At 57.5% G+C, this 16,361-nt stretch carries 14 protein-coding genes; 9 read left to right on the forward strand and 5 right to left on the reverse strand.

The features are described from left to right. Nucleotides 1-16: 16 nt before the first annotated feature. A complete protein-coding gene (locus tag ACTJKV_RS16525) occupies nt 17-1,615 on the reverse strand; it encodes a peptide ABC transporter substrate-binding protein (protein WP_440599097.1) in 1,599 nt (532 codons plus the stop codon). Nucleotides 1,616-1,996: 381 nt separating this feature from the next. On the opposite strand from ACTJKV_RS16525, the gene ACTJKV_RS16530 reads away from it, so the two are divergent. The 8 genes from ACTJKV_RS16530 (at nt 1,997) to ACTJKV_RS16565 (ending at nt 10,436) form a co-directional block, all read left to right on the forward strand. Continuing rightward, nucleotides 1,997-2,794: a DeoR/GlpR family DNA-binding transcription regulator gene (locus tag ACTJKV_RS16530; protein WP_274101379.1), complete on the forward strand. Its 798-nt coding sequence runs from the start codon at nt 1,997-1,999 to the stop codon at nt 2,792-2,794. A gap of 82 nt (nt 2,795-2,876) precedes the next feature. Further along, nucleotides 2,877-4,385 carry a glycerol-3-phosphate dehydrogenase gene (gene glpD / locus ACTJKV_RS16535; protein ID WP_274101380.1) on the forward strand — a complete coding sequence of 503 codons (1,509 nt, stop codon included), beginning with the start codon at nt 2,877-2,879 and terminating at the stop codon, nt 4,383-4,385. A gap of 87 nt (nt 4,386-4,472) precedes the next feature. Next, nucleotides 4,473-5,555: an ABC transporter ATP-binding protein gene (locus tag ACTJKV_RS16540; protein WP_274101381.1), complete on the forward strand. Its 1,083-nt coding sequence runs from the start codon at nt 4,473-4,475 to the stop codon at nt 5,553-5,555. 12 nt (nt 5,556-5,567) lie between these two features. Further along, complete coding sequence (locus tag ACTJKV_RS16545) at nt 5,568-6,638, forward strand: ABC transporter ATP-binding protein (RefSeq protein WP_274101382.1); 1,071 nt, start codon at nt 5,568-5,570, stop codon at nt 6,636-6,638. A gap of 3 nt (nt 6,639-6,641) precedes the next feature. Continuing rightward, nucleotides 6,642-7,508, forward strand: a complete 867-nt coding sequence (locus tag ACTJKV_RS16550; protein ID WP_062424173.1) for a carbohydrate ABC transporter permease — start codon at nt 6,642-6,644, stop codon at nt 7,506-7,508. Between the two features lie 14 nt (nt 7,509-7,522). Beyond that, nucleotides 7,523-8,338: a carbohydrate ABC transporter permease gene (locus tag ACTJKV_RS16555; RefSeq protein WP_062424172.1), complete on the forward strand. Its 816-nt coding sequence runs from the start codon at nt 7,523-7,525 to the stop codon at nt 8,336-8,338. Between the two features lie 14 nt (nt 8,339-8,352). After that, entirely contained in the window at nt 8,353-8,634 is a 282-nt protein-coding gene (locus tag ACTJKV_RS16560) for a DUF2160 domain-containing protein (RefSeq protein ID WP_113265306.1), read from the forward strand. Between the two features lie 80 nt (nt 8,635-8,714). Next, nucleotides 8,715-10,436, forward strand: coding sequence for an ABC transporter substrate-binding protein (locus ACTJKV_RS16565; RefSeq protein WP_274101383.1), 1,722 nt, complete (start codon nt 8,715-8,717; stop codon nt 10,434-10,436). 133 nt (nt 10,437-10,569) lie between these two features. Here the strand turns inward: ACTJKV_RS16565 and ACTJKV_RS16570 are convergent, their stop codons facing one another. The 4 genes from ACTJKV_RS16570 to ACTJKV_RS16585 all read right to left on the reverse strand — a co-directional run bounded on the left by ACTJKV_RS16570 (nt 10,570) and on the right by ACTJKV_RS16585 (nt 14,806). Continuing rightward, nucleotides 10,570-11,592, reverse strand: coding sequence for an LLM class flavin-dependent oxidoreductase (locus ACTJKV_RS16570; protein ID WP_274101384.1), 1,023 nt, complete (start codon nt 11,590-11,592; stop codon nt 10,570-10,572). A 91-nt stretch (nt 11,593-11,683) separates the two neighbouring features. Beyond that, entirely contained in the window at nt 11,684-12,772 is a 1,089-nt protein-coding gene (locus tag ACTJKV_RS16575; RefSeq protein WP_274101385.1) for a quaternary amine ABC transporter ATP-binding protein, read from the reverse strand. Next, nucleotides 12,765-13,652 carry an ABC transporter permease gene (locus ACTJKV_RS16580; protein WP_062441642.1) on the reverse strand — a complete coding sequence of 296 codons (888 nt, stop codon included), beginning with the start codon at nt 13,650-13,652 and terminating at the stop codon, nt 12,765-12,767. The genes ACTJKV_RS16575 and ACTJKV_RS16580 overlap by 8 nt, the downstream gene beginning before the upstream one ends. A gap of 152 nt (nt 13,653-13,804) precedes the next feature. Continuing rightward, the gene (locus ACTJKV_RS16585) at nt 13,805-14,806 is read right to left on the reverse strand and encodes an ABC transporter substrate-binding protein (RefSeq protein ID WP_111847098.1); all 1,002 of its coding nucleotides are present in this window, start codon (nt 14,804-14,806) and stop codon (nt 13,805-13,807) included. Between the two features lie 413 nt (nt 14,807-15,219). On the opposite strand from ACTJKV_RS16585, the gene fba reads away from it, so the two are divergent. Continuing rightward, a complete protein-coding gene (fba, locus tag ACTJKV_RS16590) occupies nt 15,220-16,284 on the forward strand; it encodes a class II fructose-bisphosphate aldolase (protein WP_274101386.1) in 1,065 nt (354 codons plus the stop codon). The last annotated feature ends 77 nt before the right edge of the window (nt 16,285-16,361 follow it).

The raw sequence follows: 16,361 nt of genomic DNA on the forward strand, positions 1-16,361 counted from the left end.
GCCGTGCCAGCGCAGCTTATTCGGAAACGCTCAGAAAGCGGCTCAAGTGTTCGTTGGCAGCATTGTCGTGCCAACCCTTGACGCGATTCGATACGAGCCAGAGATCGGCCTGGGTCAGAAGCGGTGCCACCGGCTGCTCCTTCATAAGGATCGTTTCAGCCTCATGCAGCAGCTTGGAGCGGGCAGCCGGGTCCTTCTCCTCGTAAGACTTCTTCATCAACGCGTCGTATTCCGCGTTGTTGAACTTCGCATAGTTGAAGGTCTTGTTGGAGGAAATGGAGAGTGCCAGGAAGTTTTCCGCGTCTGCGTAGTCGGCGACCCAGCCGGCACGCGCGACATTGTACTTGCCGCCTTCCTGCAGGTAACCATAGTGCGACGCCACGTCGAGGTTCACCAGCGACACATTGGCGCCAAACGTATTCTTCCACATATCGGCGATGGCGGTTGCCACGCGCTCATGGTTCGGGTTCGTGTTGTAGCGGATTTCGATGGAGAGCGGCTTGGCCCCCTCACCGTAACCGGCTTCCTTCATCAGCTTGACGGCTTCGTCTTCACGATCGAGCTGGGAGAGCGTTGCGAAATCGGCCTTGGCCGGCTCGCCGTAGGAGTCCATGCCGGGCGGCACCATGGAATAGGCCGGAACCTGCGATCCGCTATAGATTTCCTTGGCCAGGAAGTCGCGATCGACAGCCATGGAGAGCGCACGGCGAACGCGAACGTCGCTATAGGGCGCTTCGCGCGTATCGAAAGTGTAGTAGTAGGTCGCAAGTGTAGGCGACACATGGACCTGCTCGCCATAGGCCTTGCGCAGGCGATCGAGCTGATCGGCCGAGAAGTTGTAGGCGAGATCCATTTCCTTCGCCTCGAAGCGACGAACCGAGGCTGCCTGGTCGTCGATCGGGTAAAAGATCACCTTATCGATCTTGGTATTGGCAGCGTCCCAGAAGTTCGGGTTCTTCACCACAGTCAGGCTGTCATTGGGAACATGCGACTGCAGCGTATAGGCGCCGTTCGAGACCATGACGCCCGGCTTGACGAAGTCCTTGCCGTTCTTGTCAAAGCTTGCCTTGGAGACAGGCAGTGCCGTCTGGTGCGCGAGAAGCTCTAGGAAGAAGGGTGTCGGGCGCTCAAGGGTGATTTCGAGCGTCTTTTCGTCCACCGCCTTCACGCCAAGCTGATCGAGCGGCAACTCGCCCTTGTTGATCTTTTCGGCATTTTTGATGGGATAGAGAATATTGGCGTATTTGGCAGCCGTCTTCGGGTCCTGAACGCGCTGGTAGGAGAACACGAAGTCCTCTGCGGTGACCGGAGAGCCATCCGACCACTTCGCGTTGTCGCGCAGCTTGAACGTATAGACGGTGCCGTCATCCGACAGCTTCCAGCTTTCGGCTGTGCCGGGCACAATCTTGCCGGCAGAGTCATAAATCGTCAGACCTTCATAGAGGTCCTTCAGGATGAAGGCTTCGATATTGATCGAGGTCTGTGCCTGATCGAGAGTTTGGGGTTCCCCCGGATTACCGCGATGCAGAACGGTTTCAGCAAGAGCGGAACTGGCGCCAATCAGAAGTGAGCCAAGAAGAAGTGCGGCCCGCGTTGTCGTTTTAAACGAAATCATTTTTTTAATGCTCCCAGACAGTTTGAGAGGCCTAAAACAAGGGCATATTGGCTTGACGCGCAACCCCCAATATTTTCAGCCACATCAAACCTGCCCCTTGAACAGGCACAACCGTGACTGCGCAACAATGCGGCAGATGCAAAATATGCTGAAAAAATATCAGGATACGTCAAGCCGCAATCCGTCTAGCTGACTGACAAATTTACGCTGAATTTCGTGTCCAGCTGTGGAAAAAGATGACCACAAACCTGAAGGTGGCCGATCCCCCAGGAGAATCCCTGCGCTGAAGGGCTGATTGAGATAGAAAGTGAAGGACGCTTGAGCGGCTTTCGTTTTTGGCTAAACTGAAACAAAACGAAAAGGCTTTAGGGGGGCCATCCGATGTTTTTCAGCGCGCGTCAAACCGAGATCATAGAGCTTGCAAAATCTGAAGGACGCGTGCTCGTCGAAGACCTCGCAGCACGCTTTTCCGTCACCCCGCAAACGATCCGTAAGGACTTGAACGAGCTTTGCGAAAACCGGACGCTGAACCGCATTCATGGTGGCGCGATTTTCCCCAACGGCACCGAAAATATGCGCTACGAGGCGCGACGTTCGATTGCAGCGAGCGAGAAGCAGGCCATAGGCAAGGCGGCAGCGAACATTATTCCCAACAAGTCCTCCCTCTTCATCAATATCGGCACCACGACAGAGGCGGTCGGCGACGCACTTCTCGATCACCACGAACTGATGATCATTACCAACAATATCAATGTCGCAAACCGGCTGCGGATCTTCCCCTCCATTGAAGTTATCATAGCCGGTGGTGTGGTGCGCGGCACCGATGGTGGCATTGTCGGCGAGGCGGCAGTCGACTTTATTCGTCAGTTCAAGGTGGATTATGCGGTGATCGGCGTCTCGGCCATCGATCCGGATGGCGCCTTGCTCGATTACGATTTTCGCGAGGTGAAAGTGGCCCAGGCAATCATCGCCAATGCGCGTCATGTGATTCTCGCCAGTGACTCCAGCAAATTCGAGCGCACAGCACCGGTGAGGATCGGCCATCTCTCGCAGGTTCAGACCTTCATTACAGACCATTGCCCATCGGAGTCGATACGAGACATCTGCAGAGAAGCAGGCGTCCAACTGATCGAAACAGCCCCAGCGAATACAGATACTATAGACGATAGTTTCGTTTGACATTCGCTTTGAGTTCCTTTTATTTTCCCTTCAACAAAAAAATCGTTCGGCTTGCACGCGCAACAACAGGGAGTAGGGACAGGTGGCTCAAGAGGCGGTTCGCGACATCTTCGTCGTCGGCGGCGGCATCAATGGCTGCGGCATTGCGCGTGATGCGGCCGGGCGAGGCTATTCGGTTACGCTTGCTGAGATGAAGGACTTTGCCTCCGGCACGTCCTCTGGTGCCACCAAATTGATCCATGGCGGGCTGCGCTATCTGGAGCATTACGAATTCCGTCTCGTGCGCGAAGCCTTGATGGAACGCGAAGTTCTGTGGGCCATGGCGCCCCACATCATCTGGCCAATGCGCTTCGTTCTGCCCTTCCACAAGGGTGGCATTCGTCCCGCCTGGCTGATCCGGCTTGGTCTTTTCCTCTACGACCACCTTGGCGGCCGCAAATTGCTGCCTGCCACCAAGTCGCTCGACATGCGGCGTGACCCGGCCGGCAAGCCGTTGAAGCCGCTCTTCACCAAGGCCTTCGAATATTCCGATGGATGGGTGGATGATGCCCGCCTCGTGGTGCTGAACGCACGTGACGCGGCAGACCGCGGCGCCGACATCATGAACCGCTCGAAAGTCATCTCCGTTCGCCGGGAGAATGGTCTTTGGACCATCGACGTGCAGGACATCGAGAGCGGCTATGTGAAAACCGTGCAGGCGCGGATGCTGGTCAATGCAGCCGGTCCCTGGGTGGATCAGGTATTGTCCAACGCGGCGGGCAAGAACCAGGTCCATAATGTACGCCTCGTTCAAGGCAGCCACATCGTCGTGAAGAAGAAGTTCAACGATCCGCGCGCCTATTTCTTCCAGAACCCCGACAACCGCATCATCTTTGCCATCCCTTACGAAACCGACTTCACCCTGATCGGCACCACCGACCGGGACTATGACGGCGATCCATCGCAGGTGAGGATCAGCGAAGAGGAAACGGATTATCTCTGCAAGGCAGCCAGCGAGTATTTCGCCGAGCCCGTGACGAAGGACGATATCGTCTGGACCTATTCCGCCGTTCGCCCGCTCTATGATGACGGTGCATCCAAGGCCCAGGAAGCAACACGCGATTACGTGTTGAAGCTTGAACAGAACACCGGCGAGCCACCACTGCTCAACGTTTTCGGTGGCAAGCTCACCACCTATCGTCGTCTTGCCGAACATGCTCTGGAAAAGATCAACGAAGCGATCGGCACCAAGGGCTCGCCCTGGACCGCGAAGAGTTCGTTGCCCGGCGGCGATTTTGCACCGACCGGCTACGAGGCTGAAGTGGCGAAACTGAAGGCCCGCTACGGCTTTCTTTCGGATCGTCATGCCCGTCGGCTGGTCCGCCTTTACGGAACGAAGGCTGCCGTCTTCCTGGGAGATGCCACCGGCGTGGAGGCACTGGGCAGGCATTTCGGCGGGGATCTTTACGAGCGCGAAGTTGCCTGGCTGATGGAACAGGAATGGGCCAGAACCAGCGAGGACGTGCTCTGGCGCAGAACGAAGCAGGGCCTGCATTTTTCCCGGGAGGAAGTTGCAGCGCTCAACGATTACATGACGACAAGGGCTGCCTGAGACGACTGATTTGGACGCGCCGCGACGGCGCTGCATAAGACGTATTGATTGCAGACATCTTGCCGGTGGAGGAGGCCGCGGGACAGAATGCTTGAATTGCGCAACATCGCGAAGATGGTGGGCGGGGATTATCACATCTACCCCACCAATCTGACACTCAAGCGGGGCACGCTGAATGTCCTGCTTGGACCGACTTTGTCCGGCAAGACGTCGCTGATGCGACTGATGGCAGGCCTCGACAAACCGACCGAAGGCTCGCTGGTCTTTGATGGCACCGACGTCACCGGCAAACGCGTGCAGGATCGCAGCGTTGCCATGGTTTACCAGCAGTTCATCAATTATCCCTCGCTCTCCGTTTACGAAAACATCGCCTCCCCGATGCGGATTGCAAAAAAGGATAATGCGACGATCGACCGCGAGGTTCGAAAAGCGGCCGACCTGTTGAAATTGACGCCCTATCTGGAGCGGACGCCGCTTAATCTCTCCGGCGGCCAGCAGCAGCGCACCGCACTTGCGCGCGCCATCGTCAAGAATGCTAGCCTCGTTCTCCTGGATGAGCCGCTTGCCAACCTCGATTACAAGCTGCGTGAAGAACTGCGTGAGGAGCTGCCAAAGATATTCGCCTCGTCCGGCGCGATTTTCGTCTATGCGACGACGGAGCCCTCGGAGGCACTTCTTCTAGGCGGCAACACTGCGACGATGAACCAGGGTCAGATTACCCAATACGGTCCGACCATCGACATGTATCGCAATCCGGTCGATCTCGTCTCTGCCAGAACCTTTGCCGATCCGCCATTAAACATCGTCGAACTGACCAAATCAGGCGGTTCGTTTCTACAAAACGACCAACCGGCTTTCGCCGTGCCGGCTCATCTAGCCGGCATTCCCGACGGTCCGATAACAGCGGCGTTTCATCCGCATCACCTTTACCCTGACCCAACCAATGCTGCTGCGGCCAAGCTTCAGGCAAAAACGCTGGTCTCGGAAATCGCCGGCTCTGAAAGTTTCATCCATCTCGACTTTGCCGGCCATCGCTGGGTCATGCTGACCCGTGGCATTCTCGACATCGAGCCGGATCGCCAGATCGACATCTATCTCGACACCCGCCATCTCATGGCCTTCGACATGAATGGCCGCTCCCTTGCAACCCCAAAGCTCGCTGCCGCGTGAGGAGATAGAGACATGGCACGTATCAGTCTCGACCATATCCGCCACGCCTATAACGCGAAAGCAAAAGCGGCCAACGATTACGCTTTGAAGGAGGTGCACCACGACTGGAGCGATGGCGGCGCCTATGCGCTGCTCGGCCCTTCCGGCTGTGGCAAGACCACCCTGCTCAACATCATTTCCGGCCTGATCCATCCGTCCGACGGCCGCATTCTGTTCAATGGCAAGGATGTGACGAATTTGCCGACCGAACAGCGCAACATCGCCCAGGTGTTCCAGTTTCCGGTTATATACGACACGATGACGGTTTACGACAATCTTGCCTTCCCGTTGCGAAACCGCGGCGTTTCCGAACCCGACGTCGATCGTCGCGTCAACGAAATCCTGGAGATGATCGATCTCGGCGCCATGGCGAAGCGCCGCGCGCGCCGCCTGACCGCAGACCAGAAACAGAAGATTTCGCTCGGTCGCGGTCTTGTGCGCAACGACGTCAACGCCATTCTCTTCGATGAACCGCTGACCGTCATCGATCCCCATATGAAATGGGTGCTTCGCTCGCAGTTGAAGCGCCTGCACCGCCAGTTCGGCTTCACCATGGTCTACGTCACGCACGATCAGACCGAAGCATTGACCTTCGCCGACAAGGTCGTCGTCATGTATGATGGCCAGATCGTCCAGATCGGCACGCCAGCGGAATTGTTTGAGCGCCCCAGCCACACCTTCGTCGGTTACTTCATTGGCTCGCCCGGCATGAATGTGCTGCCTGTTTCTCTAAACGGCGCGCAGGCTAAGATTGGTGACGAGACGATTGCATTGTCTTCCGCTCCAGACGTCAATGTGGGTGCCAAGACGGAACTCGGCATCAGGCCTGAATTCATCTCGCTTGGCCGCGACGGCATGCCCGTTTCGATCACCAAGGTCGAGGACCTCGGTCGCCAGAAGGTGGTGCGTTCCAGCTTTGCCGGTCAGCCACTGACGATTGTAGTCCCGGAGGACGGTGAAATCCCCGCAGACCCGCGCGTGACCTTCGATCCGAGGGCCATCGGCATCTATGCCGATAGCTGGCGCGTGGGAACAGGAGCCTGAGCCATGGACAAGACAGTCAACAACAAGGCCTGGTTCCTCGTCATTCCGGTTCTGGTGCTCGTCGCTTTTTCGGCGGTCATCCCGCTGATGACGGTCGTCAACTATTCTGTGCAGGATACGTTCGGCAACAATGAGTTCTTCTGGGCAGGCACCGACTGGTTCGTGCAAATGCTGCACTCGCCACGCTTTTGGGATGCGCTGATCCGCAACCTGATCTTCTCGCTCGTCATTCTGGCGATCGAAATTCCGCTTGGCATTCTGATCGCACTGAACATGCCGAAAAAGGGGCTAGGTGTTCCGGTCTGCCTCGTTCTGATGGCGCTACCGCTTCTCATCCCTTGGAACGTAGTCGGTACCATCTGGCAGGTTTTCGGTCGCGTCGATATCGGCTTTCTTGGCCACTACCTTTCGAAGCTCGGCATCGATTACAACTACACGCAGGACCCGGTGGACGCCTGGGCAACCGTCATCATCATGGATGTCTGGCACTGGACAAGCCTCGTCGTGCTGCTCTGCTATGCCGGCCTCGTCTCCATACCGGACGCCTATTATCAAGCGGCTCGCATCGATGGCGCCTCGCGGTGGTCCGTCTTCCGCTTCATTCAACTGCCTAAGATGAAACGCGTGCTGCTGATTGCCGTGTTGCTGCGCTTCATGGACAGTTTCATGATCTACACCGAGCCCTTCGTCGTCACCGGCGGCGGCCCCGGCAATTCCACGACCTTCCTCTCCATCGATCTCGTGAAGATGGCCATCGGTCAGTTCGACCTTGGTCCGGCAGCGGCCATGTCGATCATCTACTTCCTGATCATCCTGGCGCTGTCCTGGATCTTCTACACCGTCATGACCAACAGCGACGCGGATGCGTGAGAAAGGAGATCGATATGAGCAATTCCACCATGAGCCGCTTCTCCTTTTTGATCCCGACGATCTACATCATCTTCCTGCTGCTGCCGATCTACTGGCTGGTGAATATGAGCTTCAAGGAGAACGCCGAAATCCTCGGCGCCTTCTCGCTGTGGCCGCAAAACCCGACACTGCGCAACTACACGATCATCTTCACCGATCCGGCCTGGTATAATGGCTACATCAACTCGATCATCTATGTCGCGTTGAACACCGTCATCTCGGTGGCGGCGGCGCTTCCAGCGGCCTATGCCTTCTCTCGATATCGCTTCCTTGGCGATAAGCATCTGTTCTTCTGGCTCCTCACAAACCGAATGGCTCCACCCGCCGTCTTCGCCCTGCCCTTCTTCCAGCTCTATTCGGCATTCGGCCTGATCGATACGCATATTGCCGTGGCGATTGCCCACTGCCTGTTCAACGTGCCGCTGGCCGTGTGGATTCTGGAAGGCTTCATGTCCGGCGTCCCAAAGGAAATCGACGAGACCGCCTATATTGATGGATACTCCTTCCCGCGCTTTTTCGTGAAGATCTTCATGCCCCTGATCGCAAGCGGTATCGGCGTGGCGGCCTTCTTCTGCTTCATGTTCTCATGGGTCGAGCTATTGCTTGCCAGAACACTCACGACGACAGCAGCAAAGCCGATTGCCGCGACCATGACGCGCACGGTTTCCGCATCGGGGATGGACTGGGGCGTTCTGGCTGCAGCCGGTGTACTGACCATCATTCCCGGCGCGCTCGTCATCTATTTCGTCCGCAACTACATCGCCAAGGGCTTCGCCCTCGGTCGCGTCTGAGAAGGAGAACAGAAATGAATTTTTCCTGGATGGCGTGGACGTTACCGACGGCACTGTTTTTCCTGACGATCCTGACCCTGATGATCGGCATGGCGGTGTGGGAGTATCTTTCGCCCGGCGGCAATCCGCGCGTCGGCATTCTACGCTTCGAGACGACACGGGGGGATAGGCTCTTCGTCTCGCTGCTCGGCTCCGCCTTCATCAACCTCGCCTGGCTCGGCTTCGTCGGCACAGGCCTTTGGTGGGCGCTCGCTCTTTCGGTTGTCTATGCGATCGGCGTGTTCCGCTTCGTATAGCTGCCGACAACATACCGGGGCGGAGGACGGCCCGGCAGTTCTACGCATGACGCAATCGCAAAACCTTGGGAGGACCTCTTATGCGAATGCATCTTCTTACCACGACAGCAGCGGTGCTGCTGGCAATCACCGGCGTGGCTCACGCCGGCATGAATGAAGCCAAAGCCTTTCTCGACAAGGAGGTCGGTGACCTTTCTTCCCTTTCCCGTGCGGACCAGGAAAAGGAAATGCAATGGTTCATCGACGCTGCAAAGCCCTTTGCAGGCATGGACATCAAGGTCGTCTCCGAGACGCTGACGACGCACGAGTATGAATCCAAGGTCCTGGCCAAGGCGTTCTCGGAAATCACCGGCATCAAGATCACCCATGACCTCATCGGCGAAGGTGACGTCGTTGAAAAGCTGCAGACGCAGATGCAGTCGGGCGAAAACATCTATGATGCCTTCGTCAACGACAGCGACCTCATCGGCACGCACTGGCGCTACCAGCAGGTTCGCAACCTGACAGACTGGATGGCGGGCGAAGGCAAGGACGTGACCAATCCAGGTCTCGACCTCCCCGACTTCATCGGCACCAAGTTCACCACCGCTCCCGACGGCAAGCTTTACCAGTTGCCTGATCAGCAGTTCGCGAACCTCTACTGGTTCCGCTACGACTGGTTCAACGATGCCAAGAACAAGGCCGACTTCAAGGCGAAGTACGGATATGACCTCGGCGTTCCGGTCAACTGGTCTGCCTACGAGGATATCGCCGCCTTCTTCACCGGTCGCGAAATCGACGGCAAGAAGGTCTACGGCCATATGGACTATGGCAAAAAGGACCCGTCGCTCGGCTGGCGCTTCACCGATGCCTGGCTCTCCATGGCTGGCAACGGCGACAAGGGCCTGCCAAACGGTCTGCCGGTCGACGAATGGGGCATCAAGGTCAACGAAAAGTCCCAGCCGGTCGGCTCCTGCGTAGCGCGTGGCGGCGACACCAATGGTCCTGCGTCTGTTTACGCCATCCAGAAATACCTCGACTGGCTGAAGGCATACGCTCCTCCAGCAGCGCAGGGCATGAACTTCTCCGAATCCGGTCCCGTGCCGGCGCAGGGCGAAGTGGCGCAGCAGATCTTCTGGTACACCGCCTTCACCGCGGATGCCGTCAAGAAGGGTCTGCCGGTCGTCAACGAGGATGGCACGCCAAAGTGGCGTATGGCCCCCTCCCCTCATGGTGTGTACTGGAAAGACGGCATGAAGCTCGGCTATCAGGACGTGGGTTCCTGGACGCTGATGAAGTCCACTCCAACCGACCGCGCAAAGGCCGCCTGGCTTTATGCGCAGTTCGTCACCTCCAAGACGGTGGACGTGAAGAAGGCACATGTGGGTCTTACCCTCATCCGTGAATCGACCATCAACCACGAGAGCTTCACCAAGCGCGCCAAGGATCTTGGCGGTCTGATCGAATTCTACCGTTCGCCCGCTCGCGTTCAGTGGTCTCCGACCGGCACCAACGTTCCTGACTACCCGAAGCTGGCTCAGCTGTGGTGGCAGGCCGTCGGTGATGCTTCTTCCGGTGCGAAGACCGCGCAGGAAGCCATGGACTCGCTTTGCGCCGAACAGGAAAAGGTCATGCAGCGCCTGGAACGTGCAGGCGTTCAGGGCGACAAAGGTCCGAAGCTGGCGGAAGAGCACGATCTCGAATATTGGCACAAGGATGCCGTCGCCAAGGGCAACCTGGCACCGCAGCTGAAGGTCGAGAACGAGAAGGAAAAGCCGGTCACCGTGAACTACGACGAACTGGTAAAGAGCTGGCAGAAGTAAGCCTGCTTGTCCGATAAAAAGAAAGCCGGGGCGACATTCGCTCCGGCTTTTTTATGACAGCCACTTATCGAAAACGGAAATCTGTTCTCGGTAAGCGCTACGCAAAAACTCAAAGAGTTAGAGCCCCCTGAAGTCAACGCCAGCCGAGTTCCGGCGCGACATATTTCAAGATCGCCTCTAGCGCATGGACGTTGTAGTCGACGCCAAGTTGGTTCGGAATGGTCAGCAACAGCGTATCGGCTTCCGCAACCGCTTCATCCTTCGCCAGTTCCTTGACCAGCACATCGGGCTCGGCGGCATATGACCGTCCGAAGATGGCGCGCGTATTCGCGTCGAGATAACCGATGCTATCGCTTTCCTTCGAACCGCGACCGAAATAGGCGCGGTCGCGATCATCCACCAGCGCGAAGATGCTGCGGCTGACCGATACGCGGGGCGTTCGTTCGTGACCGGCCTCTTTCCACGCCTCGCGATAGGCTCGGATCTGCGCCGCCTGCTGGACGTGAAAGGGTTCACCCGTCTCGTCGTCCTTCAAGGTGGAGCTTTGCAGGTTCATGCCGAGCTTTGCCGCCCATCGGGCCGTGGCGTTGGAGCCGGCACCCCACCAAAGGCGGTCGCGCAAGCCTTCCGAATGGGGTTCCAGTCGCAAGAGACCGGGAGGGTTGGGGAACATTGGCTGCGGATTGGGCTCGGCAAAGCCCTCGCCTTTCAGGACCTCCAACAGGATCTCGGTGTTGCGTCGACCCATATCGGCGTCGCTTTCGCCCTCGGCGGGGCGATGACCGAAGTAGCGCCAGCCGTCGATCACCTGTTCCGGCGATCCGCGGCTCAAGCCCAGTTGCAGGCGTCCGTTCGAAATCAGATCGGCAGAGCCGGCATCTTCCGCCATGTAGAGCGGGTTCTCGTAGCGCATATCGATGACGGCCGTGCCGATCTCGATCGACCTGGTGCGCGCACCGACTGCGGCGAGCAGGGGAAAGGGGGAAGCAAGCTGGCGTGCAAAGTGATGCACGCGGAAATAGGCGCCATCAACGCCGATTTCCTCGGCGGCGACGGAGAGTTCTATGGATTGTTGCAGAACGTCCTTGGCGGAACGCGCTTGTGAATGGGATCCAGGGCTCCAATGGCCGAAGGACAGAAAACCGATCTTCTTCATGAGATAAAACCTGCTGGCTTAATTGATGTGGTTGTCCCACATATAGTGCGCCGCCAGCAGGATGTACCGAAGCGATTGGTGAACAGTGCGTTCAGGCCTGTGCACGCACGACATGATCTCCGTGAGAGGTTTCCGCTGGTCCGGAGCCCGGCGCATTGACCATGGCACCTGCCAGCTGACGGAAGGTGATTATGCCGAGCGGCTCTGCCTTCTTGCCCACCACCGTCGCAACCTCGTGCACGCTCATAGAAAGCAGTCGCATGGCCTCTTCGATGCTGGTACCGGCGGGGATCGGCGGAGCATCCGCAACAACGCCGCTGCGTACCGGCGTCATGATGGCTTCCACGTGGACAACCCGGCCTCGGTTCACTTCCTTGACGAAGCTTTCGATGTAAGCGTCCGCAGGGCGCAAGACGATATCCTGACTCGTTCCCTGTTGAATGACTTCGCCATCGCGAAGGATTGCAATCTGGTCGCCGAGACGAAGCGCCTCATCCAGATCATGGGTAATGAAGACGATGGTCTTCTTGATTTCGCTCTGAATATCGAGAAGCACCGTCTGCATGTCCGTGCGGATCAGCGGATCAAGGGCGGAATAGGCTTCGTCCATCAACAGAACCGGCGCGTCGTTGGAAAGCGCACGCGCAAGGCCTACACGCTGCTGCATGCCGCCCGATAACTGGTTCGGATAACGCTGTTCGAAACCCTTCAGGCCGACGCGCTCCAGCCACCGCATGGCAATGTCTATGCTCTTGTTACGGGCGACACCCTGAACCTCGAGACCGTAGATCGTGTTGTCCAGCACGTTGCGATGCGGCAGAAGTGCGAACTTCTGAAACACCATGGCCGTCTGATGACGACGGAACTCGCGAAGCTCCGTCGGTGACATCTTCACCACGTCCACGCCATCCACCAGCACCTCGCCGGCGGTTGGATCGATCAGCCGGTTGATGTGGCGGATCAGTGTGGATTTGCCGGACCCGGAAAGGCCCATGATGACCTGAATGCAGCCGGACGGAATGGTGATGTTGATATCGCGAAGCCCGAGCACATGGCCGTACTTCTCGTTCAACTCTTGCTTCGTCAGACCGTTGCGCACGGCCTCCACATGGGACGCAGGGTTGGAACCGAAAATCTTGTAGAGATTGCGGATTTCAATACCGCCGAAACCATCAGCCATGGGCGACCTCCTGGTGCTTCTGGAGCCGCTTGCCATAGGCCTGGCTGATCCGGTCGAAGATGATGGCGATGCCGACAATGGCAAGACCGTTGAAGATGCCGAGCGTAAAGTACTGGTTGGCGATGGCTTTGAGCACCGGCTGACCCAGCCCCTGCACGCCGATCATGGATGCGACCACCACCATGGCAAGTGCCATCATGATCGTCTGGTTGATACCGGCCATGATTGTCGGCAAGGCGAGCGGTAGCTGCACCTTGAAGAGCTTCTGCCAGCCGGAGGAACCGAATGCATCTGCCGCTTCCAGCACATCCTTGTCGACGAGGCGGATACCGAGATCGGTCAGGCGGATCATCGGCGGGATGGCATATATAACGACGGCGATCAGGCCTGGCACCTTGCCGATGCCGAGCAGCATGACAACCGGGATCAGATAGACGAAGCTCGGCATCGTCTGCATCACGTCCAGCACGGGATTGACGATCCGCTGAAAGCGATCGGACCGCGACATGGCAATGCCGAGTGGAAGGCCGATGGCAATGGATAGCACCGTACAGACGAAGATCATCGAGATCGTTCGCATCGTATCGGTCCACATGTCAAAGTAACCGATGAGGAGGAGTGTGATCAGACAGCCGAAAACGATCTTGATGCTGCGGCTGGCAAACCAGGCGATTGCCATGATGATCAGGATGATGATCGGCCACGGTGTCTGTGTCATGAAGCGTTCGGCCGAGATCAGGAAATGCTGAAGCGGCGAAAAGAACGTTTCGATCGTGCCGCCCCATTCCCGGGTAAAGCCGCGGAAGCCGTCGTCGATCACCTTCTTGAGGTTTCGAAGAGCCTCATCATTCATATGCGGAAATGTGTAAAACCAATCCATAGTCATCCCCTGTGAGCGCTGCCCCGACAGGGGGAACGGTCGAACAGTGACGTATCGTCACCCACGGCGTTGACATGCGGCAGATGGGCGCCGCATGTCGTTTCGCGTGCCAAGCGTTCCTGAAAAAAGAACGACGTGGCGCGGGGGAGTATTTAGAGAGACGCTTTGATCTTCTCGGCTGCTTCCGGCGATACCCACGTCGACCAGACGTCGGCATTTTCTTTGAGGAAGTGCTTGGCACCGTCTTCACCGGTTGCCTGGTTGTCGGTCATCCACGCCATCAGCTTGTTGACGGTGGCGTTGTCCCAGGAACGCTTGTTGAGATAAGCCATAACATCAGGGCCGGCCTTTTCGGAGAAGGGCTTGGCGACGAGCGTCACGACCTGGTCAACCGGCCAAGCGTTCGGCTTGGGATCCGGGCAATCGGCAACCGTGTTGCAACGTTTCCATTCTGCCGGATCGTTCGGCACGTCCTGAGCCAGCTTCACCATCTCGTACTTTCCGAGGATAGCGGTCGGCGCCCAGTAATAGCCGACCCATGGCTGCTTGCGCTCATAAGCCTTTGCAATCGAGCCATCGAGACCCGCGGCTGAACCGCTGTCGACCAAGGTGAAGCCAGCCTTTTCGCCGCCATAGGCCTTGAAGAGCTGCGCGGTTACGACCGTGCCACCCCAGCCCTGCGGACCGTTGACGACAGCACCCTTGCTCGGATCTTCGGGATCGGGGAACAGCTTCGGGTTCTTGAAGACATCTGCGAAGGTCTTGATTTCAGGATGCGCGTCCGCGAAATATTTCGGGATCCACCAGCTCTGGACGCCGCCATCCTTCAGCGCCTTGGCCGCAACGACCAGCTTGCCTTCATCGACGCCGCGCTTGACGACATCTGGAAGCAGATCCACCCAGGCTTCCGGCGCGATATCCGGCTGGCCCTTTTCAGCCATCGAAGTGATGGTCGGAACGGTGTCGCCAACCGTGATCTCGGCGGTGCAGCCATAGCCTTCGTTCAAGATGATCTTGTCGATGTTGGAGAGCACTTCAGCACTCTGCCAGTTCATGCTGGCAATGGTGGGGCTACCGCATTCGGCAGCGTTGGCGGCGACGGCGCCACCCAGCAGTCCAAATACAAGACAGGTCGATGCAAGAAGTTTCTTCATATCTGTTCCCTTTGTTGGCGGCATCTATGAAAGCGCAAGTGCGCCGCTGGCACCAGGCTCATTTCTTGTCTTTTGCAAGCTTGGGTGGATGATGGCGTGAAGACCGCCGACAGCCTGCGCAGAAAGCGACGGGTTTTCGCTCAACTACGACAGGTTAATTTCTTTTGAATTCGCATATTGAAAGAACCGATTCGATTCTCGCTTAGGTTGAAAATGACGGTCCCGGAACCGCTTTGACCGACCATCCCAAAAAAAGATTCGATCCAAATCGTTTGAAAAACTCATGCCGTTAAAAAGTGCTTGGCGAGTTATGTCCTTCAAGACAAGAGTGTTTTCCGTGATGAAAAATCGGTCACACACTCGGTTCAAATGGTCCCCGCAATCGACGGCGACCTCAATTAAGGGGAGAAACCTTGGCTCGAATTACGCTCCGCCAACTGCTCGATCACGCAGCTGAACACGATTATGGCGTGCCCGCCTTCAACATCAACAATATGGAACAGGCACTGGCCATCATGGATGCCGCCAGCGCAACCAACTCGCCCGTCATCATGCAGGCCTCGCGTGGCGCCCGTGCTTATGCGCATGACATCATGCTCAAGCACATGATGGACGCTGTGGTGGAAATCTACCCGGACATCCCCGTCTGCGTTCACCTCGACCATGGCAACGAGCCTGCAAACTGTATGACGGCCATCCAGGCTGGCTTCACTTCGGTAATGATGGACGGCTCGCTGAAAGCCGACGGCAAAACGCCGGGCGACTGGGATTACAATGTCGATGTGACGCGCCAGGTCACGAACATGGCCCATTATGGCGGCATTTCGGTCGAAGGCGAACTCGGCGTTCTCGGCTCTCTCGAAACCGGCATGGGCGAGGCCGAAGACGGCCATGGTGCGGAAGGCGTTCTCTCGCATGACCAGCTTTTGACAGACCCGGATGAAGCGGTGAAATTCGTTCGCGAGACAAAGGTCGACGCGCTGGCCGTTGCCATGGGCACCAGCCACGGCGCCTACAAATTCACACGCAAGCCGGACGGCAGCGTTCTGGCCATGAACGTCATTGAAGAAATCCACCGCAAGCTGCCAAACACGCACCTCGTGATGCACGGTTCTTCAACGGTTCCGCAGGATCTGCAGGACATCATCAATGCCTATGGCGGCGCGATCAAGCCAACCTTCGGCGTTCCGATCGAGGAAATCCAACGCGGCATCAAGAACGGCGTTCGCAAGATCAACATCGACACCGATTGCCGCATGGCGATTACCGGTCAGATCCGCAAGGTCCTTGTCGAAGAGCCTGCTGAATTCGATCTGCGCAAGTATCTGAAGCCTGCGCGCGAAGCCATGACCAAGCTCTGCAAGGAGCGTTTCGAGCTGTTCAACACCGCAGGCCGGGCATCCAAGATCACGCCGATCCCGCTGCGCGACATGGCAAAGCGTTACGCCTCCGGTTCGCTCGATCCGGTCATTTCCTAAGAGCGCACATCCTATCGATGGCCGAACATCTCGTTCGGCCATCGATCATTTGTAGGATAAACTTTGCGCCCTCATAC

This window comes from Agrobacterium sp. 22117 (assembly GCF_052045735.1).
Taxonomy (GTDB): domain Bacteria; phylum Pseudomonadota; class Alphaproteobacteria; order Rhizobiales; family Rhizobiaceae; genus Agrobacterium; species Agrobacterium cavarae.